This window comes from Lysinibacillus sp. OL1 (genome assembly GCF_004332175.1).
Lineage (GTDB): Bacteria > Bacillota > Bacilli > Bacillales_A > Planococcaceae > Lysinibacillus > Lysinibacillus capsici.
Genome location: NZ_SJDS01000001.1, coordinates 220,189 through 242,797 on the forward strand (window position 1 = coordinate 220,189; position 22,609 = coordinate 242,797).

The window sequence follows — 22,609 nt, forward strand, 5'->3', positions numbered from 1 at the left end:
GACAAAGATGTATCAAAAATTGGTCGTTGATTGATAGGGGATAGTATTATGCGAAATGTGATTATAATTACACTTTCTTCCATTTTAGTGGCCTTTGCCTATAATTATTTATTGATTCCCCATGAAATCTTGAGTGGTGGGTTGAGTGGTATTGCCATCATGCTTGGGATTATTACCCCTTTAAATACAGGCGTGTTAAATTTACTGCTTAACCTGCCTTTACTGATTTTAGGTGTGATGAAGCTCGGCAAGCGATTTATTAGCTACACCATTCTTTCGGTGGCTGTGTTGTCAGTGAGTTTATATATTATTCCAATACACAAAGCGACACAAGAGCCAATCCTCGCGTCCTTATTTGGTGGTGTTATTGTAGGGTTTGCAATGGGCATGATTTTTCGAGCAGCTGGCTCCTCAGGGGGCTTTGATATAATTGCTATGCTACTTAGTCGGAAACGTGATTTTCCGCTCGGTACGTTAATTGCCGCTATGAATGGAATCGTAGTGGCTGCTTCTGGCTTTGTCTTTAGCTGGGATGCGGCGTTGTTAACCCTTGTGTCCATTTATGCAACTGGAAAAGTAGTGGATACAATTCATACGAGCCATATTAAATTAACGCTGATGATTATTACGAGTAAAGGGGACGAGGTCAAACAGCAACTATTAGAAAAGCTACATCGTGGGGTAACGATTATCGATGCAAAGGGAGCATATTCAGGCGAGGGTCGGAAAGTATTAATTACTGTTATTACGCGTTACCAACTAGCTGATGTGAAAAGCACGATTAAGGAGACTGATCCAAAGTCGTTTGTGAATATTTTACAGACGACGGAAGTAATTGGGATGTTTGATCGTGGTACAACTAAATAATGCTATTCTCTACACACGTTTTAGGTGATACTTACCATAATCGAACGTGTGTTTTTATTTGAGGGGACGGGGATTGTAAAGATGGAAAAAGAAATAATTCATGCTTACTGTATACAGCTTCATGGAACAACGTATGACTATCAAGAGGAGTGGCAAGCAGATCGCTATCATATCGGTGGAAAAATGTATGCCATGCTTGGGGGAAATAGAACAGGTAAGCCTGTTCTTACATTGAAATGTGAGCCTGCTCGAGCGGAGGAATTACGAGAAGCCTATGCAAGCATTATACCTGGTTACTATATGAATAAAACCCATTGGAATTCCATTTATATGGGTGCTGAGGATGTCCCAAGGGATTTGGTAGAGAATCTTATCCAACATTCCTATGAGCTTGTTTTCAATAAACTAACGAAGAAAGCACAGCAGGAAATTCAATTAATTGGCAACCCATCAAACAAGTAATGAATAGCGCATTTACCTTTTTGGCAAATGCGCGAATGACTAATTATAACCACGCTCACCATAAGGCTTTAGTGTGTCAAGCCATTTTTGCTCCAGCTTTTCGAGCTCTTTTTTTTCATCGAAATAGCCTTCTTCTTTTTTCTTTAAATATTCAACGATTTCTACGTCAAAAGCTTCTTGACCATATAAATTGTAATCTGCCTGAAGCTTCTTGTTCGTATGTGTATTGGTTTTTAGCATAAATTGAAAGCCATTTAAACGCTTTAAATTATTAAAGCTCCCCACAAATACTTTGCCTGTTTGTGTATTGGTCATTGTAAAAACACCAGCTTCAATTTTCATCTCTTTATACATTTCTTTTAACTCTTTTTTATGATCCATTTTTATTAACCTACTTTCTTATTTTTTTACCCAATAGGCACTGCCATCTGCTTTGCGGTCAAGAAAACCGTATTCAATTAAGTAACGACGAATATGAACATAGTCCTCATATATCGGTTTAATCACTTCATTTAATTCTTTTTCAGTATAATGCTTTTCCTCGTCAAAAAGATTTGCTATTGCACGCAGCACTACAATTTTCTGTTTTTCCCGCTTTGGAAAGCGTATCAGTTCCTTGCCAACACCGTTTGGAAATAGCTTCTCTAATAATTGCTGTTCTTCTGTGAGGGTTACGTTATAGCGATCGTCAACCATAGTAGCTGTTTTATGAATAGGCACAAATGGTTCCTCCTTCTGATCTTGTTCTTTTAGTAACTCCATCATCACCATCAATGTTTTGGCTTGGCGTTCCTTTTCTTTCAAAGCAAAACGGTGATGGCGAATCGTTGTGGCACTGCCAATCTCTAATTCTTCTTTTATCTCCTGATCTGATTTTCCCTCATAAAATAAGCGTAAAATATGACTTTGATGTTCTGTTAAGCCTGTCATTTTTTTATTGAGACCGTTTAAATAATGAAAAACAGAATGATGAGCCGATGTAATATGATGTTGCATCATTTTCTCTGCTTCATATAATAAGCCCTCTTGAGGATAAATAATGCCTTTTTCTACTTTTTCACCGCATAGTAGGCAGGTGAAGTGTGCCGCTTGATCGATATATCCCTTTTTTAGATCATCGATAGGAGCTTGCCAAAATAATTCATTTACATCCATTGCAACCCCTCCTTGATAAAACAAACGAATTTATGATTTGTTTGCTATTTAATATTTAAAATAACAAAATGTTTGTTTTAATGCAATAAAAAACACATCGTATTCTAAACGATGTGTAAAATTGCTGGCTCATATTTAGTTATACTTTCTCTTAAATAAGATCATAGATGCTAGAGAAAGAACTACAATTGTACAGACAATCACAATTAGACTTGTTGTGGAGCTAAGTATATGTCCATTTAGTTCATAAACAATGCCATAATTCATTTTATAATCTTCCACATAAGAAGCGGGCACACCATCAAAGACATTTGCAATAGAGCTCTCCATAAATGCATTGCGTAATAATAGTGTTGTATGGCTAATTGGAAAGTACATGATTATATGTTGTGCAAAGCTTGGTAGAGCTCCAAGAGGTACATAAACACCACATAAAAATCCAAGTAATGTACCAACAATTGTGCCGAGTGTTGAGAAAGCATTTTGGGTCGACACAAATAACGAAAGAAATAAATTAAAAACACTCGCAAGCAAGACAGATAAAAACAGTATGCTCAATACCTGAATAAAATCCCCAAAACTTAGAAGCTTACCTCCCGTTGTGACAATAAAGATTTCACAGCCAAGGAGCGCAATAAAGGAAAAAATACAGCCGATAATAAATGCATTGAGCACATAGCTCAACTGAATAGTTGCACGAGAAAGGGGAGCTGTTAAAAAGTCGGCTTGTACTTTGGATTCTTGGTCTTTAACAGCGATACCATAGGCACCAAGTGTTGTCGAAACAGCAATCATGGATAGTAAACCTGCTACTAGCCACTCATTGACCATGGTGATCAATTCAGGTGTAGCTTCTGTTAGTTGTTCAATGGCATCTACCTGCATTTTTTGGAGAAAGACAGCGTACAACACAATGACAATAATGACTGACAGCAGGGAGAAGAACACCTGTGTTTTATCCCGTCTAAATATTTTATTATTACGCAGAACTAAGCTAATTAATGCTTCCACTACGCAACCTCCTCCTCTGCGATAATATGAAGAAAGACATCATCCATTGATCCTTTAATGACTTCGAAGGAGGCGATAAGTGGCTCAGCTTTTTTTAAAAGGGGAAGTGCTTGTAAGGTAGACGTTAAACGGATGGTGTATATCCCTTGATTCTCCGTGTAGGAGATCGCATTTTCCTCAAGAAACTTTACACCCTCCTGTGCATTTTGAAAAACGAGAGCCATTGAATCATAGGCATATTTTGTTTTTAGTGCATCGGGTGTTCCCTGTGCGACAATTTTACCTTGCTTTAAGACAGTGACTTGGTGAGCGACTGCCGCTTCCTCCATATAATGGGTCGTTAAAAAAACTGTCATATTGGTTTCCAGTTGAAGTTGCTTAATCGCCTGCCAAACAAATTGACGTGTTTGTGGATCTAAACCCGTTGTAGGCTCATCCAAAAATAAAATACTTGGACGATGAATGAGTGCACGAGCAATATCTGCTCGCCTTTTTTGTCCCCCTGATAATGTGCCATATTTTTTCTTTTCAATATCCTCTAGATGCAAATAGGTGGAAACAAATTGATAGTTATCGGTAAGCTGTGCTTTCGATAAACCATATGTTTTCCCTCGATGTAGGATATTTTCACGTACAGTTAAGCGCTCATCTAATAGACTTTGCTGGAAAACGACACCAATAGATTTACGGATATCCGCGTTATCATTGCTTGCGTCGAGTGTGAAACCATTAATAGTTACTTGACCACTCGATTTTTTTAGTAAAGTACAAAGTATTTCAATCGTTGTAGATTTACCTGCACCGTTTTCACCTAAAAAAGCGAATAGGGTGCCTTGTTCGACTGTAAAAGAAATGCCTTTGACAGCTTGCTGTTTTCCATATTGTTTACATAAATTTTCAACTTTTATCGCAAAAGTCATAGGTGGTTAATCCCTTCTCTTTTGAATTTCTTTATTGATTTTTTCAATATCATTTAATTGAAAAACATATAGAATACACCAAACAATCAAGTAAATAATGGCTTCCGCAATAAGTACGTACCATATACCTGAATCAAACCAATTACCAAAATAGCCTGCGGTTAGCACACATGCTGTCACCGCTACTAAGTGTAGAAGAAGCTGAACTGTAAAAGGCAATTGCTCCAAATCAAAAATGACGGATAGCAAACCAATGGCAATACCAAGAATGCTCGCGATCACAATTTGCTCCAATAATTCTGTTCCTGACGCCACCGCATTATTTGATAGGACGCTAAGTGTCACTAAGACATAAGAGGAGCTAAGGGAAATGAGTAGACCGATAATCATCATGCGTACATACTTCATGCTATGAATCCCTCCCAATACCTAGGTGTCTCTTTAATTCTTTTAAATATTTTCGGCTGACATGAATGGCTACGTCATTTTCAAGTAATAGCTGTGTAGTGCCGATTTTGCCCATTTGAATAGAGGATATTTTATGGATATTGACGAGTGTAGACTTACTTACGCGCACAAAATCTTTGGCTAGCTGAGCCTCAAGCTCATATAATTTTCGCTTGGACTCAAACTCTTGCTCATCTGTCTGTAAAAAAACCTTGGCATCCTCTGCGTAAATGGAATAAATATCCGAAATTTTTAAGAGATGAATTTCTTGTTGGTCATACCCATCTAGCATCGTAGTTTGCGATGCTTGAAGCTGTCTCATCAATCTTTCAATTTGCTCATTATAGTCCTTGGCATGAATATGAACCTCAGTTTCCTCAAGCTCATGATTGATGGTTAAATGAATTTTCATAGGAGGCCTCCTTTAAAAACGCTGAATCAGGTATTACTAATGTAGCATAGAAAATTTTCACAGGGATAAATTGTTCGATAAGAGGTTTTATTTGCTGGATAACAGGTTCTTTTTCAGCGATAGCAAACAGCTCAAAAGTCGGTCCAGTAGAAAAAGCGGTTTATAAAGGTCATAATAGGCTTATCGAGTTGAAGGGGTTGCTACCATGTTTATTTTTGATAAGCATATGTTCATCACATTATGCATTGGTTTAATAGGTGCTGTAGTTTTTCAATTTTTCCATATACCGATGCCTTGGCTGTTAGGAGCGATTACAGCGGTGCTCATCGTGCAGCTATCCACCAATGTCCAATTAAAATGGCATCATGCTTTCCGCAATTTTGGTTTAGTCGTAGCAGGTTATTCTATCGGCTATGCCTTTACACCAGAAGCTGTACAGGACATCAAGCTTTTTTTAGGAAGCATGGTCGTGTTAAATATCATATTTATTTTGTTGTTTTTTGCGGTAAGTTTCCTTGTTGCCAAGCGTACAGATTTAGATTTTGCGACTGCCTTAACGTGCTGTGTTCCTGGGGGCATGTCGCAGGTTGTGGCATTTGCGGAAGAGCAACAAGAGATGGATATGGTGGTCATCACATTCTTTCAAATCCTTCGCGTTCTTTTAATCGTTGGCTTTGTTCCTTTAATGGTGGCAGGGGCAGGTGGCAATAGTTCTATGATTGATGGAACATACACATGGAACCTTGTTAGCATACTTGTGGTATGTGGTGGCGCAGGGTGGCTAGCACAAAAGCTAAAAATTCCAACAGGCTATATGCTAGGCCCAGTGTTTTTACTAATGGGCGTTAATATGGCAGGGATAGATGTACCAAAATTACCATTATCACTTCTGCATATTGCCCAACTCATGCTAGGAATTTATATCGGATTATTATTGAAAAAAGAGGATTTACATTTATCGAAGAAGCATATCTTTTATGCGTTTGTTTCAGCGGGCATTTTTATTGGGGCAGCCTATGGTTTAACATTTGTGATGGCAGCGTTGTACAGCCTTGATTTTAGGACGAGCTTTTTAAGTATTGTTCCTGGTGGTCTTGATCAAATGGGGATTATTGCCGCTTCGGTCCATGCAAATGTCACGATTGTCACGGCCTTTCAGCTTTTTCGTGTACTAGTTGTCTCGATTTTTCTTGTGCCTGTGGTAAAAATATTTGTGAAAAAAGTGAAAACATGAGGGGGCTATGAATCAACCTCTCATGTTTTTCTTTGTGCAAATTTCCATTAAATAGAACTTTTGAATAATGATAAATGAACGTTAAATTTTCCCTTTCCAAATAATCCGAAAAATGTTATGATAGCCATAACTACTATGAACGGAGGTGAGAAGGAATGAATAAAAACGCTACGAAAACATGTGTAAAAGTGGATACGGCTATGTATTTTGCACGTGTAATTACTTTCGATTTTGCGAACAACGGGATAGGTCTGTCCATTTTTAAGCAAAATCAAATAACAAACGTAGCGAATTAACCATTCTTTTTCACACATTTAATTGAGAAGAGGACTGCTTGTTAATGAGCAGTCTTTTTTGTGTTCAAAAGATGTTTTCGCACGTTTCATTGGAGGAAAAAACGATGCAAATGAAAGCTGAACAAATCCAAAAAATTATGGGTGGCAATATATTATTCGAGAACTTACAGCTAGAGGTAAATAGTGGTGAACATGTGGCGATTGTTGGTGTAAATGGCAGTGGAAAAACGACTTTATTACAACTGCTTGCAGGGGTAGAGATACCTGACAAGGGACGAATAATTAAAAGTAAAGAAGCAACGATTGGCTATTTACATCAGATTCCACATTATCCACTCCATGCCGTAAAAGAAGTGCTAGAGGAAGCATTTGCGGATATTTATGCAATAAAGGCAAAAATGACAGCACTTGAGCAAGAGATGCAGTCGACGGTCACGGATAAAATATTACTGCAATATGGGCAATTGCAGGAGCAATTTATGCTATTAGGGGGCTATGAAGTAGATGCACAGCTAGCAATGATTGCAAATGGACTGGGTATTTCAGATATGCTAGAGCAGCCATTTAGTAGTTTAAGTGGTGGTGAAAAAACAAAGGTTATGCTTGGACAAATTTTATTGAAAAAGCCCTCTATTTTGTTATTGGATGAACCAACGAACCATCTGGATATGCAAGCTATTGAGTGGCTTGAACATTATGTGCGAAACTTTGAGGGGATTGTCATTGTCGTATCTCATGATCGTCAATTCATGAATCAAGTAGCCCAAAAGATTATTGAAATTGAGGATGGGGAGGCTTTTACGTATAACGGCCATTATGATGCTTTTATAGCACAAAAAGAAGCAAAAATTGAGCAACAGTTTGCAAATTATGAAGAGCAGCAAAAGAAAATTAAAAAGATGCAAGAGACAATTAAACGATTAAAGCAGTGGGCAAATGAGGCGAATCCACCAAACGCATCGATGCATCGACGTGCTAAGAGTATGGAAAAAGCATTAGCACGTATCGAGCGAGTAAAGAAGCCCCTTACTAAAAAGAAAATGAATTTAGCGTTAACGATGGCTGAACGCAGTGGTAAAGAGGTCGTGCTATTGCAAGCCATTGATCATAGCTTTGATAAGCCTTTATTGAAGGACAGCAATCTAGCTATTTATTTTGGCGAAAGATTAGCGATTGTTGGGAGCAATGGTAGTGGAAAATCAACATTATTAAAAATGATGTTAGGTGAAATCATTCCTAATCAGGGAGTGTGTCAAATTGGAAGCAATGTGAAATTTGGCTACCTTTCCCAGCAATTTGAACATCCAAATCCTGCTATACGATTAATTGATGCCTTTCGTGAAAGTGTCGCCGTGTCAGAGGCGGAAGCTCGCCATATACTCGCACGATTTTTGTTCTATGGCTATGATGTCTTTAAAAAAGTGAAGGACCTAAGTGGTGGAGAAAAAATGCGTCTTCGTTTAGCACAATTAATGCATGAGGATATCAATGTTTTAATCTTAGATGAGCCAACAAACCATTTAGATATTGAAGCAAGGGAAGTATTGGAAGAGACACTAGAATCCTTTGAAGGTACGATTATTGGGGTGTCACATGACCGTTATTTCTTACAGAAAATTTTTACGAAAACGGCGTGGATTGAAAACCAGGCTATTCAGGTTTTTGAGGGAGATTATGAGTGGGCTAGAGGAAAACGACAGGAACTTGCAATGAAAACGATTGATAAACAACCAGTAAATAAAACGCAGTCACCTAAAAAGGAATTACCGATTGAACAGCAAATTGAAAAATTAGAGACAAAACTACAACAACCATCGCTTGCTAAAGAACAACGGCAGAAGCTTGAACTTCAATTAGAAAATTTATATGAAAGATGGTTAGAAGGGGGCACAGAGCATGTTTAATTTAGAACGCATTATGCAGCTTGATATAGAGTATGTGAAGAGTTTCAGTGAAGTGGAGGTTTGTAAGGAGGGGGTCCTATTTTACAATCAGGCTATCCCAACCTATTATGATGCAAATCATGCACAGATTTGGCGAAAGATTGAACAACCTGATTTATTTTTACAAGACATCAAAGACTTCTACCAATCAAAGTCTCTGATCCCGCGGATTTATTTATATAATCTAGAAGAAAATCAGCTATGTATAGAGGCATTAGAGACGCACGGCTTTCAATATGAGCATTTTGTTAATGAAATTCAGTACTGGGACGGTGAATATGCGATACTTCCACCTAATCCTGCCATTCAAATTGAGCGTGTAACGGATGCAAATAAGGAGGAAGCATTAGCAGTAGAAATGAGCATTTCTGCATTTGGGGAGCCTTCATTAATAAAAAAGGCATTTGAGGAAACCTATCATTCTTCACATTTTACGTATTATCTATTAAGACTAGATGGGGTGGCGTGCTGCTCAGCAACTATTTTTGTGTCAGGAAATCAAGGAAGGATTGAAAGTGTTGCAACAACTGAAAGCTATCGTGGTCGTGGTTTAATCGGCTATATGCTGCAGCATATCCAACAGCAATCAGTCAAGCTGGGATTGAACGATCTTTGGATATTACCAATTAGTGAACAGGTTGCCAAAGTCTATGAGAAGGCAAATTTTAAATCGGTGGGCTCCATTGCATCGATTCATGCGTTTACTGAAGGGAAGAGCATTCAAGACATCCGCCAACAGGCTTAAATAGCTACACATAAAGGTCGCCAAATTCCTGTAGTGCTTACAAGGAATTTGGCAATTTTTTAGAACTGTACTTGGCAATTTTGATTACAAGTGCTTTGATGAAGGGGTGCTTTAAAATATAATCAGCAAAAATTATTTCCTGCTCCTGTAGCAAGATAGCTGCTCATTACGACATCAAATTCCTCAGGCCTCAGTTAACAGTATCCATTGTCAGCTATCGCTTTGATATGAATTTGCGAGATGGAACTATACCTGCTTAGCAGGAGCTGGTGGACCATTCATTTTTGCGATGAATGCCTATAAATGGAGGTGGGAGCTGTTTTATTGGAGCTTCTGTTACTTATTTTAATCGTGTAGTATATGTCTAATAGTTTGCGAATGAAACTTGTTAAAGGATAAGTAGGAAAGAATGGAAACTAGTAAAATCCTGAATAGTATCGACTATTCGCGTTTTTTGTTTTATTGTTAAAAAGAAGGATTTTCAATTATTAAAAGTTTTTTACTTGAAAAAATGTCGTATTCGATTTATTGTCTTTAGAGATACTTGTTTAATGGACTTGGAGGATATGAAATGCACGGAATTTATATACGCTATAATGTCTCAGATGAAACCCAAGCAGCACAATGGCCCAAAAAAATGGATGCATTTGCGTATGTTCAACGAGAAAAACCACAACAAGACAATGATAACTTGCTGTCAAAAGAAGAGCTAAAAAACCATGCCATTCGCTATATTAAAAGCTTGAAAGACAATGCAAGTGTCCATTTAGTAGAGCAGCGCAACGGTGAAATTGAACATTTTGATCGACGCTACATGGAGTCATTAAAGTTAAAGGAAAGCATCGATTCCCAACTTATTAATCTAGAAGAAATACGCTTATTATTGCAATTAATGAATGTCTTGAATTTATCCCATGCTTTTGGAGAAAATGCTGGCAAGCTACTTCGTCAAATAACGCCATATGCCAAAGAGGTAGAGCATCCAACATTCCAAACAACACGCGTTGAGCGCCATTTTTATTCGGAACTAATAGAACAAATAGAAATGGTTTATGCACGAATTATGCGTCAGCACAACCCATCGACAACGGAAATGCAGCAATCAGAAAAGCTCTGGACAACAGTCTGTGAGCAAGCAATAGAAAAAGCAGAAGCACGAATCGAACGTCTATCTTCTATCAAGTTAAAGCATGAGAAAAATTTACTAGAGTTTGGTCACTTAAAACAGCAAAATATCGAAGCAAAGGAACGCTTAGATCTAGCTGTCCATGAACTGGACGCCATTTTAAATGTATTAGAATCATAAGAAAAGCATGTCTCCGTCAAAATCGGAGACATGCTTTTGTTGTTGTCGTCGGATAGAAGGACAAAAGTGACGGTTAGCAGTGCGAAAGTGGTAGATAGCTTCGTAAGATTGACGGATAGCTGTGCTTTACTTCGCTTTCTCCTCTGTTTGATCCCGCTTAGTTTGGCGTGAAAGGCGCAGTAAATCCAATCCAAGCAGCACAACAATGATATAGAATAGAGGACTTGTGAACGATAGGCCAATTTGTGACTGACCGCCAAGCAATGTTAAAACAATCCATAATCCAACTGTATACAAAGTTAATCCGATATAAGCCTTTTTTGATAATCTTTTATATCTACCCTTGTCGAAGGCTAGCTGAATGATGACAAGCCCAACTAATATAAGCAATATTATTTTTTTAGTCAGCATCGCAGCAATAGCTGTATCAGGGAAGAAATCATTAACGAATAATAACGTGAAAAATATTAAAATAACAAAATTTAAGATTGTCGAAAGCTTCATGCCATTTCTCCTTAGTTGTCAGAATACTTTTCTATTGTAACATGGTTCTAATGAAAGCAAAAAATAATACTTTAAAGAAGAGTTTGAAAAATTTTGAAACTTTTCCTGAGGTACATCCGTATAGTAGGTAATATGATGAAAAGGGGTGAGCAACTTGACGCTATTTGGCTATTCACTCGAGCAGATCTTTTTGGTGGTTTTGATTTTCGCTGGCCTTGCCACAGTATTGGTTATGTTTTTTGGTGATGCAGTCGAAGGTATTGGGGAAGGACTGCCCATTTTTAATCCGAGTGTCATTCTATCTTTCATTACGTTGATGTCAGCAGCAGGTTTTATTTTAGAAAAACTAGCCTGGTTCTCTAGCTTTTGGAACATCATTGCTGCATGTATCATCGGTGCTATTTTAAGTTCCATCTTTTATTTATTTGTTCTCGTTCCGCTACGTTCCGCTGATGTTTCTTTAGCTTACACAGAGGAATCGCTAGGCGGGCAATTAGGAAGAGTTATTGTGCCAATTCCAGTAGATGGTTTTGGCGAGGTTGTTATCGAAACGACAAGTGGCATGATTTCAAAACGGGCAACGGGCTATGATAATGAAGCCATTGACTATGATGAAACCGTACTTGTTGTGGATGTGAAGGACGGAACACTTTTTGTTAGAACGTACGAGAAAAAATTTGTTTAAAGGAGAGATATGTCTATGTCAACCGATATCTTAATTGTTTTAGGAATTGTAGCATTTGTATTAATTGCCCTAGTCGGCTTATATGTGACAAAGTATCGTACGGCTGGTCCTGATGAAGCACTGATTGTGACAGGTAGCTATCTCGGCTCCAAAAATGTACATAAGGATGAGTCGGGGAATCGCATTAAAATCATTCGTGGGGGCGGTACATTTGTATTCCCTATTTTCCAGCAAGCACAGCCGTTAAGCTTACTTTCTAGTAAACTAGAAGTGACAACGCCTGAGGTGTATACAGAGCAAGGTGTTCCTGTTATGGCAGATGGTACAGCCATTATTAAAATTGGCGGTTCCATTTCAGAAATTGCGACAGCAGCAGAGCAGTTTTTAGGCAAGCAAAAAGCAGAGCGCGAAGGGGAAGCACGTGAAGTATTAGAAGGTCATTTACGTTCCATTTTAGGATCTATGACGGTTGAAGAAATCTACAAAAACCGCGATAAATTCTCACAGGAAGTTCAACGTGTTGCTTCACAAGATTTAGCAAAGATGGGTCTTGTCATTGTATCCTTCACGATCAAGGATGTACGAGATAAAAATGGCTATTTAGACTCACTAGGGAAACCGAGAATCGCACAGGTAAAGCGAGATGCTGATATTGCGACAGCAGATGCAGAAAAAGAAACACGTATTAAACGTGCAGAAGCGTCTAAGGAAGCACAAAAGGCAGAACTAGAGCGTGCGACGGAAATTGCAGAAGCAGAAAAAGAAAATCAATTAAAAGTAGCTGAGTTCCGACGTGAGCAGGATATTGCCAAAGCGCGTGCTGACCAAGCGTATGAGCTTGAAACTGCTCGTGCTAAGCAGGAAGTAACGGAGCAAGAAATGCAAATTCGCATTATCGAGCGTCAAAAGCAAATTGAATTAGAAGAAAAAGAGATTTTACGTAGAGAAAAGCAATATGACTCTGAGGTTAAAAAGAAAGCAGATGCAGATCGCTATGCAGTGGAGCAAAATGCCGCAGCCGAAAAAATGCGTGAGCTTGCACAGGCTGATGCGGAAAAATATCGTATTGAATCATTAGCAAAAGCAGAGGCAGAGAAAATTCGTTTGGATGGTCTTGCCAAAGCTGATGCAGAGCGAGCACAAGGGGAGACGGAGGCTGATATCATTCGTCTACGTGGTCTGGCTGAAGCTGAAGCTAAACGTAAGATTGCCGAAGCCTTTGAATACTATGGTCAAGCAGCTGTACTGGATATGGTTGTACGCATGATGCCAGAGTATGCAAAAGAGCTTGCAAGTCCACTTGGCAATATCGATAAGATTACAGTGGTCGATACTGGTGGTGGAGAGGGAAGTGGTGCGAATAAGGTGACATCTTACGCAACCAATTTAATGTCTACACTTCAAGAAACATTAAAAGAAACTTCTGGTCTCGATGTAAAAGAGCTGATCGAGAGCTATGCTGGGAAGCACACATTGCGTCCAGAATTAGAGCAGATTGCTTTAGGACTTGAAAAAAAGCAAGCACCTGAAGAAACGAAAGAAGCGGTAGAACAATCCTAACAAAAAACGACCTGATGATCTCATCAGGTCGTTTTTTTATAGTTGTTGCTGCCATTCACTTACAAGCATGCCATAAATAACGTGATTTACATAATGATCGTAGAGCCATTCTGCAGCTCGAATGGTTCCTTCTTGCATGAATCCAATACGTTCTGGGATTGCGCGACTTTTGTGATTCGCTTCAGCAACACGAATTTCAACTTTATGAAGCTTCAATGTTTCAAAGGCATATTGCAGTAAAGCTTTTACCGTTTTCGTCATGATGCCATGTCCTTGTGCTCCTTCGCTCAACCAATAGCCAATAGTGCCGATTTTATTGCTCGGGTTAATTGCGTTAAAGCCTGCAATGCCAACAATTTCATTTTTAAAGAGAATGACTAGGGAGAGGCTACTGTTCGCTTCATGTCCCTTAATACAGCCCTCAATATAGGCTTTTGTATCCGCCAGTTCTTTTGTAAAATCTAGCCATGGTAGCCATTCTTTCAGATATTCCCTCGAGGCATCCGTTAATGCAAAAACCTTCTCTGCATCTTCAGGTGCGATCATCCGTAAAGCTAAATCTTGGTTAATGGTAATTTGCATTATTGTTCACCTCATTATTATTTTAACGCATTGTGCATAAAGCCTTTCATTTCTCGGCTAAGTAAAGTTAATTCTTCTATAATTTCGCTGAAATCCTGTACGAGCTGTGCTTGCTCATTTGTTGCATCATTGATTTGTCCCATATTTTGCTTTAGATTATCTAGATTTCTATTGATATTCCGTAATGATGATTCTATATTTTCGGTAGCACTAGACGTCTCAAAGGACAGCTTTCGAACTTCCTGTGCCACAATATTAAAGCCAGCGCCGTGCTGTCCAGCACGTGCAGCCTCGATGGATGCGTTTAAACCTAGTAAATTAGTTTGGCGAGATATACTTTTAATTAAATCTGTCACGGCATTTGTTTTTTCAGAGTCCTCTAGGGCATGCTGTGCCTGCTTATTAATTTCCTCACTAGTGGCCGCTAATTCCTCAGAATGGGAAGCGATTGTATGTACTTTATCCTGTAGACTGTTGACGATCTTATCCATCGTAGCCATATAATCTTCAAGTTTGAGCTCATTATCTATTGGTAAGCCAAAAGCTAATGCACCTACTACTTGACCATTTTCACGAATGGGGAATGAAAAAGCATTGATTGCTACACCGTAAACATCCTCTGGTATCACCACATCTGCATTTTGTCCATTAAAGGCGATGAAAACATTTTGGTCATTGGCGTTAACTTTTTGTCCATCATGGTAGCCGGAATCCACACGTTTACCTGCTAAGTATTTAACGACTGTTTCATTTTCCTTTTCAACAACAGCTACAATGGCTTCTTGTTTTAATGCTAGATGAATATAAGGTGTTGCGAGGGCTAAAGCTTCAATAATTTTCATAAAAATTCCTCCAAGTCTCGTCAATGAAAATGGTTGTGTCATCTGTCTTCATTGTGACAATGGTTCTAGATGATTACTTTTACTGTAGCACAATATTTGCCAAGTCAAAATAGCTATTTATATTTTTTATTAAAAGAAGAACATACAAATCCGAAGTGCTTTTATTTGTCAATTATTATTTTTTTGCAGCGGTGAAAATGAAGGCCTTTTTGTCTATTTTTTGACAAGGAGACGTGTGTTTTGCGAAATATTGTATTAGAATAATAGTAGCATGTGGAAGAAGTTAAGGAGAGAGTTTCATGGACTATATACAAAAGGGTACGAGGGCGTTTCATAAAGCGAATTGGGCCTTATTTTTAGCAGGCTTTATTACGTTTGCTAACCTATATGTAACGCAGCCATTACTACCAACATTTTCAGAAGCATTTCACGTCTCACCAGCTGTAGCAAGTTTATCTCTTTCAGTAACTACCTTTGCATTAGCGGTGAGTTTAATAATTGTCAGTTCGTTATCAGAAGCATGGGGAAGAAAATCATTGATGACGATTTCTATTTTTGCAGCTTCTGTCCTGACACTAGCTCTTGCATTTTCACCTAACTTTGAAACAATTTTAGTTTTACGTGTTGTACAAGGCATCGTTTTTGCAGGTTTACCAGCAATCGCTATGGCTTATTTGGGAGAAGAGATGGAACCAGCAAGCTTAGGGGTTGCCATGGGCTTATATATTAGCGGTAATTCAGTAGGGGGACTTAGTGGACGAGTTATTATTGGTACCTTAACGGACCATTATAACTGGCATACAGGCATGATGGTACTAGGAGGAATCAGCCTGCTAGTTAGTTTATTGTTTGTCTGGATGTTACCAAGCTCCAAACATTTCAGCGCGCGACCTTTACAATTAATAGCATTGACCAAAACCCTACTGCAACATTTAAGAGATCCTTCTATGCTGTGTCTTTATGGGATGGGGTTTCTTTTAATGGGAAGCTTTGTCACACTTTATAATTATATTGGCTTTAAACTAATGGCACCTCCCTATAATTTAAGTGCCACAATTGTAGGTTGGATATTTGTCATTTATTTAGTTGGGACATTTAGCTCGGCATGGTTTGGCAGTTTAGCCGATCGTTATGGTCGCCAACGAATGCTCTTACTGGCCATTGCCATTATGCTAGCTGGAGCTATAGTAACGCTCAATGGGCTACTTACTTTAAAGATTATAGGGATAACCGTTTTTACCTTTGGCTTTTTTGCAGCTCATTCAATCGCAAGTGGCTGGGTGAGCAAACGAGCATCCCACGATAAAGCACAAGCATCTTCTCTCTATTTATTTTTCTATTATTTTGGTTCAAGTGTTGGAGGAACAGTAGGAGGCGTTTTTTGGATGAAATATGGGTGGATGGGTGTTATAGTGATGATCGCTCTGTTTTTATTCATTGCTTGTGTCCTATCATTTTTATTAAAAAAATTCATTGTTAGACAACGTATCACAACATGATGTGAGGTGTCATTTTGCAGGAATTACTTTTCTATTTTTTCATTATCCTAGCAGCTTCTATTTTACAAACCAGTACAGGTTTTGGTTTTTCCGTTATGGCTACGCCTTTTTTACTGTTGCTTTTTACACCACAAGAGGCGATGCAAATAAATATAATACTGTCCCTTGTTATTTCATTTTCACTCATATGGAAGGTGAGACATGATATTGATGTAGCGTTGCTTAAAAAGGTGATGATCGGTAGTGTTGCAGGTGCTCCTTTTGGTAGTATACTATTTGCCTTAGTCGATGTGACGACATTTAAGCTGCTCATCGCTATCCTTCTTATAGGGCTTACGATTCTATTGATTAAAAATTTCTCTATTCAACAAACAAGGAGTAGAGATTATGGCGTTGGTTTTATATCAGGTATGTTCACAACAAGTATTGGGATGGCTGGACCACCACTGTTGCTCTATTTTGCGAGCACACATAGAAATAAAGAAACCATTAGAGCTGTTTCACTAGCCTACTATATATTTATCTATCTAATTAGCTTACTTTCTCAAGTCATTTTTGAGGGTACAAGTAAAATGGTTTGGATATATAGTATGTATGCTTTGCCAATTGTTTTCTTAGGACTTATTTTTGGACAAATGCTATTTACGCGATTAAATCAAAAATTGTTTAAAATCTTAATTTATTTTCTATTAGTAGCAGCAGGCTTAATTTTGTTGATCCAAAGTTTATGGACAATGCTATAAACAACAAAAAGAAGTATGGAAGGATAATACATCCTCCCATACTTCTTTATTGTTAACCCATAATATTGTAGCCAGCGTCGATGTAGATCGTCTCACCAGTCACACCACGTGATAGGTGAGATAGCATAACAATCGTCATATCTGCTACTTCGTCTTGTTGAACATTACGTTTTAAAGGAGCTGTTTCTTCAATTTTGTGTAAGATTGTGTTAAAAGAAGGAACACCTTTTGCAGCGAGTGTACGAATAGCACCAGCTGAGATAGCATTGACGCGAATATTATCTTGGCCAATATCAGCAGCAAGATAGCGCATAGAAGCCTCTAATGCAGCTTTTGCAACGCCCATCACATTGTAGCCATCAAGTACTCGTTCTGCACCTAAGTAACTCATTGTAACGATAGAGCCACCCTCTGTCATGTATGGATGAGCTGCTTTTGCAGTGGAAATAAGTGAATAGGCACTTGTATCTTGTGCGAATGCATAGCCTTCTCGAGTTGTTTCAAGGAAGCGGTTGTGTAAATCTTCTGCATGCGCAAAAGCCACTGAATGTACAATCCCATGAATAACACCAACCTTTGAGCCGATTTCTTCAAAAGCTGCTTTTGTGCTGTCGTCACTATTCACATCACATTGAACAACAAGAGAATCGGATTGTCCGATATTTTCTAATTGTTTTTGTAATTTTTTTAATGAACGTTCTTGACGATACGTGAAGATGACATTTGCACCAACGTCAAATAAACGTTTAGCAATGCCCCAAGCAATACTGCGATCATTTGCTACGCCCATGACAACAATGTTCTTATCTTTTAATTGTAATAAATTATCCATCATTATGAAGAACTCCTTTGTGAGATAATATCTGTTATTAGTACCAACTACTAAAATCTTATCATACATAAAATAACGTTGCAATAACAAGATGAAAAGAGAAGTAGTTTAGAGAGCAAAAAAAATTCATCTCTTTACAGTAGAGACGAATTAAAAAGTGTGCTATTTTATTTTGTTACATAATGATCATACATATCTACTGCTCGATTAACAGCACTACTGACAGTGATTCTAAAGCAATTTTGTGACCGAATGACCTGTGCCAATATTTTGATTGCTCTTGTTTGATTTTTATGGAATAAAGCATTGTCTGTTTGAAAATCATCGTCTAAAAAGGCAAGATAATAAGGTATTCGATTTTGTGGTTTTAACAAATCAGATTCTGCACTTTTTTCAAGTGTATCGTACACCCATAAATCGATGGCATTTCCTAAGTGGAAGGCCGCAAAATACTGAAAATCATCATTCTCACATTCTTTTACTTTTTGAATTATTTGAATTTTTTGGAGCTCATCTAATAAGAATGTATTGATGGAATAATAGATGGCTTTAGAAGGATTTAGAATGAGCTCATCGGTCTGCTGCGATTTTAAGAAAACCCAGTTATTTAACACGTTTGCCCATGCGTCCACAGTATTCAAACATTTCGCACAAACATCTGGAAATATTGATTGCCACTTTGCAGCAAGATTTTTAAATCTATTCATATGGTCTTGATCAATATAAAATAAACTATGCTCAACTTGTAACTGCTCAAACATTCACATTCCTCCAATAGATTGGTATGTATAGCAATGGACCATATGCCTATTATCTTGATGCAAAAGATAGCCAATATTTTAATCAATAAGAAGGCATCCCCTGAAGGATGCCTTTTAAGATATACATCAACGGAAGACTATTCAAATTTTAATGAGTCACCATCGAATGTTTCATCTGCTACTTTGATAGAGTCTGTTGGACAACCTTCAAAAGCGTCTTGCATATCTTCCAATAGATCCTCTGGAACTTCAGCAGTTCCCATGTTATCATCTAAAATAACGAAGGCAATGCCTTCATCATCATAATCATAAATGTCTGGCGCTGCGGCTCCACATGCGCCACAAGCGATGCATGTATCTTTATCAACTATTGTGTATTTAGCCATTTTATTCTCTCCTTTAACGATGTTCCTACAAAGCTTCATACTCATTTTAAAGATGTTTATCTTACATTTCAACTTAAATACTATTAAATTGGAGGAATTTGCGTCAATGTTTCATCAAATTTTATTGCAAATCTTTCAAAAACTCAATAAAGAGCGGACGATTTCGGCTGCCTATCATGTCCTAAGAGGGAAGCGTTCAGGCCAGACGATTCAAGATATTGGTCTTTTTCAACTGCATCAATATTTTGGCCTCTTGCCAAAACTATCTCGTACTACATTTGATGAGGCTGTAAACTTATTTATGCAGAATAGTTGGTTAAATGTGCAGGAATCTGGTCATTTTTACATGGAAACGCTAGGATTACAACGTGCACAACAAACGCCAACCTTTTTCTTTGATGGTTGGCACTATCGGGGAAATGAGCATGTGTTTTTTGCGAGGCTCTCTCTCATTGTACAAAGTTTGTCACATCAAGCCGCAGCCGTTCGTACCTTTTCACCGATTAGTAGAGATACAATGATTCAAGCGTGGGTGCGAACTTTTTTACAGGCACATCATTATAAGGAAGGTCATTTACAGCAGCAATTATTGACAGAATGTAATCATGTGCTAACTATTCTCCCTGTGTCAGATGCAAGCAAACAGCTTGTTCTGTATCGTTTAAGTGGTTATCAATTACCAGGATGGACGTGGCAACAGCTTGCAGATGAACGGAAGGAAACTGTACTGGATAGTCAATTAGCTTTTATTGAAACCCTACATATATTATTAAATGAAGTGCATCAAAAAATAGATGATTACCCATTGCTAGGGCATGTGGCAGAAGGATTAAAAGTTAAAATATTGCTAACAGATTCTGCACAACAAACCGCACAATTATATGAACAAGGTTATTCGATGGAGCAAATTGTTCAAATGAGAAAACTAAAACAAAGTACAATTGAGGATCATTTTGTGGAATTAGCTATGTATGAACCGAACTTTTCTATTGGCCCATTCGTCTCCTATGATGAAGCCCAAAAAGTGTGGCAGGCATCGAAGCAGTATCAAACAAAAAAATTGAAAATATTACATGAAGCTTTAAACGATATGAGTTATTTTCAATTAAGGCTTGTCCTTGCGAAAGGAGAAGTATAAATGGAACTTGAACAATTATTGCATAAGCATTTTGGTTATTCATCATTTCGGCCAGGACAGAAAGAAGTCATTGAGGCATTACTACAAGAACAAGATGTTATTGCCTTATTGCCAACAGGAATGGGAAAATCACTCTGCTACCAGCTACCAGCCTATACATTAGAGAAACCTGTACTAATTGTTTCACCCTTACTGTCATTAATGCAGGATCAAGTAGAAGAGCTGAAGCGTTTTGGGGAAAAGAGGGTGGTAGCTTTAAATTCCTTTTTATCACTAACAGAGAAACGTTATGTATTACATTATTTAGAGCAATATCGTTTTATTTTTACTTCCCCAGAGATGCTGCTCCAGCAACAGGTACAAGAGAAACTGGCGCAGATGAAGCTAGGTTTAATCGTAGTAGATGAGGCACATTGTATCTCACAATGGGGCTTTGATTTTCGACCAGATTATTTACGAATAGGTGACTGGCTATCGAGAGAAAATCGTCCGCCAATTTTGGCATTATCTGCTACGGCAACAAAGAAGGTTGTTCGAGATATACGGGAAACTTTATCTCTCAAAGCTCCCTTCGAGTTTATGTATAATGTTGACCGCCCGAATATTCATTTAGGTTGTGTAGTAGTGGAGGATAAGGCTGATAAAGCTAGATGGCTCATGCACAATATTATGGAAACAGCAGGGCCTGGTATTTTATATGTTTCCTCACGTAAACGTGCGCAACAATATAGCGAAGCCTTATTACAAGAGGGCGTTCGTGTTGCTGCCTATCATGCTGGCTATGGGGTGGAGGACCGTCAATTTATTCAACAGCAATTTATAGCTGGTGAACTTGATTGGATTGTTGCAACAAACGCTTTTGGTATGGGCATTAATAAGCTTGATATACGGCAGGTCATTCATGAATCAATGCCTGCCAATATAGCGAATTATATGCAGGAGATCGGACGTGCAGGGCGGGATGGTCACTCTGCACTTGCTATATTACTATATGCTGAAGGTGATGAGGAGCTGGCTAAATTTGTTGTGACAGGCGATTTACCAACTTTACATCATGTTGACCGCTATCAGGAGCTGCTATCTCAGCAAATACAGCCCATCCAAATGCTGAAAAATGGGGAGTTAAGTGAGACAGCCTTCCGTGTGTTAGACTATTGGCTGCAACGAGAGTCTTCGGAACAAGTGAAGGTCCGATTAAATCATTTAGCACTAGAGAAATACAATGCAGTGAATGAAATGCTTCAAATCATACAGACAAAAGACTGTATTCGTGAACATTTAGTCGGGTATTTTGGGCAAAAATTGCAGAAAAAGCCGGAAAACTGTTGTGAAAATTGTGGAATCCATTATGATGTAATCAAGAAAGTACGCTTAAAAGAGAAAAAGAAAGTAGAAATGGCAACGTGGGAAAGTCGATTGCAACAATTATTAATGGGTAATTAGACTAAAACTGACGGTCATTTACTTTTTTCGTAAAATTCGTCATAATAGAGATGATAGAAAGCGTAGTAAGGTTGGGGGAAAGGCGAATGAATAAAGAAGATTATCGCGATAAAATAGAAGAGCATCGTCAATCGTTTGAAGATGAGCAAAAAGAACAGCAATCCTTATCAAGAGTTTCCAGAATGAATAAAAACGGTAATAAAAACAAAAAGCCAAAAAATTCGAAACGTAAGACACCGTTAATGACGATTCTGTTTGTTATTTTTATCTTGATACCATTAACAATTCTTATTTATTTTTGGAAATTTTATGAACCAGGAAAAACGATTGAACAAGCCGAAAAGGATACAGCTGAACAGGTTGTGGAATTAGATCCTTCAGAAGCATCTGCGTCAGATAAAGATAAGGAAAAAGATGATAAGGGTCAAGACGCTCAGGGAGATAAGAAGGCTCAAGAGCAATCTCAAAAAGATGCTGATAAATTAGCAGCGGAGCAAAAAGCTGCTGAAGAAGCGAAAAAGGCTCAAGAGGCGAAAAAGGCAGAGGAAGCAAAAAAAGCCGAAGAAGCTCAAAAAGCTGAAGAAGCAAGAATAGCTCAACAACAAGCAGAGGCAGCAAGAAAAGCAGAAGAGGCTAGAAAAGCGGAAGAAGCAAAACAAAATGCTAAAGCAACGACACATACTGTAAAAGCAAATGAGAACTTATACCGAATTGCATTAAATCACTATGGCGATGGCAGTGAAGCGACTTTAGCTAAAATTCGTGCTGCTAATGGGATGTCCTCTAATACTGTAATGGTTGGGCAAGTCATTAAGTTACCTTAATAGAATTTTTTA

General features: G+C 38.2%; 26 protein-coding genes. 14 read left to right on the plus strand and 12 right to left on the minus strand.

Features of this window, described 5'->3' with window-relative positions; genetic code table 11:
• Positions 1-48: 48 nt before the first annotated feature.
• Positions 49-867 carry a YitT family protein gene (locus tag EW028_RS01135; RefSeq protein ID WP_004232517.1) on the plus strand — a complete coding sequence of 273 codons (819 nt, stop codon included), beginning with the start codon at positions 49-51 and terminating at the stop codon, positions 865-867.
• 81 nt (positions 868-948) lie between these two features.
• Positions 949-1,329, plus strand: coding sequence for an MmcQ/YjbR family DNA-binding protein (locus EW028_RS01140; protein WP_131519640.1), 381 nt, complete (start codon positions 949-951; stop codon positions 1,327-1,329).
• A gap of 39 nt (positions 1,330-1,368) precedes the next feature.
• Here the strand turns inward: EW028_RS01140 and EW028_RS01145 are convergent, their stop codons facing one another.
• The 6 genes from EW028_RS01145 to EW028_RS01170 form a co-directional block, all read right to left on the minus strand.
• A complete protein-coding gene (locus EW028_RS01145; protein ID WP_131519641.1) occupies positions 1,369-1,710 on the minus strand; it encodes a GIY-YIG nuclease family protein in 342 nt (113 codons plus the stop codon).
• A gap of 18 nt (positions 1,711-1,728) precedes the next feature.
• Positions 1,729-2,484: a DUF2087 domain-containing protein gene (locus tag EW028_RS01150; protein ID WP_131519642.1), complete on the minus strand. Its 756-nt coding sequence runs from the start codon at positions 2,482-2,484 to the stop codon at positions 1,729-1,731.
• A 135-nt stretch (positions 2,485-2,619) separates the two neighbouring features.
• Positions 2,620-3,495, minus strand: coding sequence for an ABC transporter permease (locus EW028_RS01155; RefSeq protein WP_131519643.1), 876 nt, complete (start codon positions 3,493-3,495; stop codon positions 2,620-2,622).
• A complete protein-coding gene (locus EW028_RS01160; protein ID WP_131519644.1) occupies positions 3,495-4,415 on the minus strand; it encodes an ABC transporter ATP-binding protein in 921 nt (306 codons plus the stop codon). The genes EW028_RS01155 and EW028_RS01160 overlap by 1 nt, the downstream gene beginning before the upstream one ends.
• Positions 4,416-4,421: 6 nt before the next feature.
• Entirely contained in the window at positions 4,422-4,823 is a 402-nt protein-coding gene (locus EW028_RS01165) for a DUF3021 domain-containing protein (RefSeq protein WP_131519645.1), read from the minus strand.
• Between the two features lies 1 nt (position 4,824).
• Positions 4,825-5,274 carry a LytTR family DNA-binding domain-containing protein gene (locus tag EW028_RS01170; RefSeq protein ID WP_131519646.1) on the minus strand — a complete coding sequence of 150 codons (450 nt, stop codon included), beginning with the start codon at positions 5,272-5,274 and terminating at the stop codon, positions 4,825-4,827.
• Between the two features lie 205 nt (positions 5,275-5,479).
• Here EW028_RS01170 and EW028_RS01175 point away from each other — a divergent pair, with 205 nt between their 5' ends.
• The 5 genes from EW028_RS01175 (at position 5,480) to EW028_RS01190 (ending at position 10,798) form a co-directional block, all read left to right on the plus strand.
• On the plus strand, positions 5,480-6,508 hold the full coding sequence (locus tag EW028_RS01175; protein ID WP_131519647.1) for an AbrB family transcriptional regulator: 1,029 nt from the start codon (positions 5,480-5,482) through the stop codon (positions 6,506-6,508).
• A 155-nt stretch (positions 6,509-6,663) separates the two neighbouring features.
• On the plus strand, positions 6,664-6,804 hold the full coding sequence (locus tag EW028_RS25060) for an RAxF-45 family protein (RefSeq protein ID WP_004232534.1): 141 nt from the start codon (positions 6,664-6,666) through the stop codon (positions 6,802-6,804).
• 104 nt (positions 6,805-6,908) lie between these two features.
• Positions 6,909-8,708, plus strand: coding sequence for a ribosomal protection-like ABC-F family protein (gene abc-f / locus EW028_RS01180; protein WP_131519648.1), 1,800 nt, complete (start codon positions 6,909-6,911; stop codon positions 8,706-8,708).
• Positions 8,701-9,492, plus strand: a complete 792-nt coding sequence (locus EW028_RS01185) for a GNAT family N-acetyltransferase (RefSeq protein ID WP_131519649.1) — start codon at positions 8,701-8,703, stop codon at positions 9,490-9,492. Before abc-f ends, EW028_RS01185 begins: the two co-directional genes overlap by 8 nt.
• Positions 9,493-10,063: 571 nt before the next feature.
• Positions 10,064-10,798: a hypothetical protein gene (locus EW028_RS01190; RefSeq protein ID WP_131519650.1), complete on the plus strand. Its 735-nt coding sequence runs from the start codon at positions 10,064-10,066 to the stop codon at positions 10,796-10,798.
• A gap of 126 nt (positions 10,799-10,924) precedes the next feature.
• Here EW028_RS01190 and EW028_RS01195 read toward each other — a convergent pair whose 3' ends face one another.
• Positions 10,925-11,302, minus strand: a complete 378-nt coding sequence (locus EW028_RS01195; RefSeq protein ID WP_131519651.1) for a hypothetical protein — start codon at positions 11,300-11,302, stop codon at positions 10,925-10,927.
• Between the two features lie 154 nt (positions 11,303-11,456).
• Here EW028_RS01195 and EW028_RS01200 point away from each other — a divergent pair, with 154 nt between their 5' ends.
• Together EW028_RS01200 and EW028_RS01205 are read left to right on the plus strand one after the other, a co-directional pair.
• A complete protein-coding gene (locus EW028_RS01200) occupies positions 11,457-11,987 on the plus strand; it encodes an NfeD family membrane protein (protein ID WP_131519652.1) in 531 nt (176 codons plus the stop codon).
• A 15-nt stretch (positions 11,988-12,002) separates the two neighbouring features.
• Complete coding sequence (locus tag EW028_RS01205) at positions 12,003-13,547, plus strand: flotillin lipid rafts scaffold protein FloT (protein ID WP_004232547.1); 1,545 nt, start codon at positions 12,003-12,005, stop codon at positions 13,545-13,547.
• A gap of 36 nt (positions 13,548-13,583) precedes the next feature.
• On the opposite strand, the gene EW028_RS01210 is transcribed toward EW028_RS01205, so the two are convergent.
• Positions 13,584-14,129, minus strand: coding sequence for a GNAT family N-acetyltransferase (locus tag EW028_RS01210; protein WP_131519653.1), 546 nt, complete (start codon positions 14,127-14,129; stop codon positions 13,584-13,586).
• A gap of 17 nt (positions 14,130-14,146) precedes the next feature.
• Positions 14,147-14,971: a methyl-accepting chemotaxis protein gene (locus EW028_RS01215; RefSeq protein WP_048389774.1), complete on the minus strand. Its 825-nt coding sequence runs from the start codon at positions 14,969-14,971 to the stop codon at positions 14,147-14,149.
• A 299-nt stretch (positions 14,972-15,270) separates the two neighbouring features.
• Between EW028_RS01215 and EW028_RS01220 the strand changes: the two genes are divergently transcribed.
• Positions 15,271-16,470: an MFS transporter gene (locus EW028_RS01220; protein ID WP_131519654.1), complete on the plus strand. Its 1,200-nt coding sequence runs from the start codon at positions 15,271-15,273 to the stop codon at positions 16,468-16,470.
• Positions 16,471-16,484: 14 nt separating this feature from the next.
• The gene (locus tag EW028_RS01225) at positions 16,485-17,213 is read left to right on the plus strand and encodes a sulfite exporter TauE/SafE family protein (RefSeq protein WP_048389779.1); all 729 of its coding nucleotides are present in this window, start codon (positions 16,485-16,487) and stop codon (positions 17,211-17,213) included.
• Between the two features lie 52 nt (positions 17,214-17,265).
• Here EW028_RS01225 and EW028_RS01230 read toward each other — a convergent pair whose 3' ends face one another.
• The 3 genes from EW028_RS01230 to EW028_RS01240 all read right to left on the minus strand — a co-directional run bounded on the left by EW028_RS01230 (position 17,266) and on the right by EW028_RS01240 (position 19,192).
• A complete protein-coding gene (locus EW028_RS01230; RefSeq protein ID WP_004232559.1) occupies positions 17,266-18,048 on the minus strand; it encodes an enoyl-ACP reductase FabI in 783 nt (260 codons plus the stop codon).
• A gap of 164 nt (positions 18,049-18,212) precedes the next feature.
• The gene (locus EW028_RS01235) at positions 18,213-18,806 is read right to left on the minus strand and encodes a hypothetical protein (RefSeq protein WP_048389781.1); all 594 of its coding nucleotides are present in this window, start codon (positions 18,804-18,806) and stop codon (positions 18,213-18,215) included.
• Positions 18,807-18,943: 137 nt separating this feature from the next.
• Complete coding sequence (locus EW028_RS01240) at positions 18,944-19,192, minus strand: ferredoxin (protein WP_004232564.1); 249 nt, start codon at positions 19,190-19,192, stop codon at positions 18,944-18,946.
• A 106-nt stretch (positions 19,193-19,298) separates the two neighbouring features.
• Between EW028_RS01240 and EW028_RS01245 the strand changes: the two genes are divergently transcribed.
• The 3 genes from EW028_RS01245 to EW028_RS01255 all read left to right on the plus strand — a co-directional run bounded on the left by EW028_RS01245 (position 19,299) and on the right by EW028_RS01255 (position 22,597).
• Complete coding sequence (locus tag EW028_RS01245) at positions 19,299-20,330, plus strand: YpbB family protein (RefSeq protein WP_048389783.1); 1,032 nt, start codon at positions 19,299-19,301, stop codon at positions 20,328-20,330.
• Positions 20,331-21,773, plus strand: coding sequence for a RecQ family ATP-dependent DNA helicase (locus tag EW028_RS01250; protein WP_131519655.1), 1,443 nt, complete (start codon positions 20,331-20,333; stop codon positions 21,771-21,773). It abuts the gene before it with no gap.
• Positions 21,774-21,859: 86 nt separating this feature from the next.
• Positions 21,860-22,597, plus strand: coding sequence for a LysM peptidoglycan-binding domain-containing protein (locus tag EW028_RS01255; protein ID WP_131519656.1), 738 nt, complete (start codon positions 21,860-21,862; stop codon positions 22,595-22,597).
• The last annotated feature ends 12 nt before the right edge of the window (positions 22,598-22,609 follow it).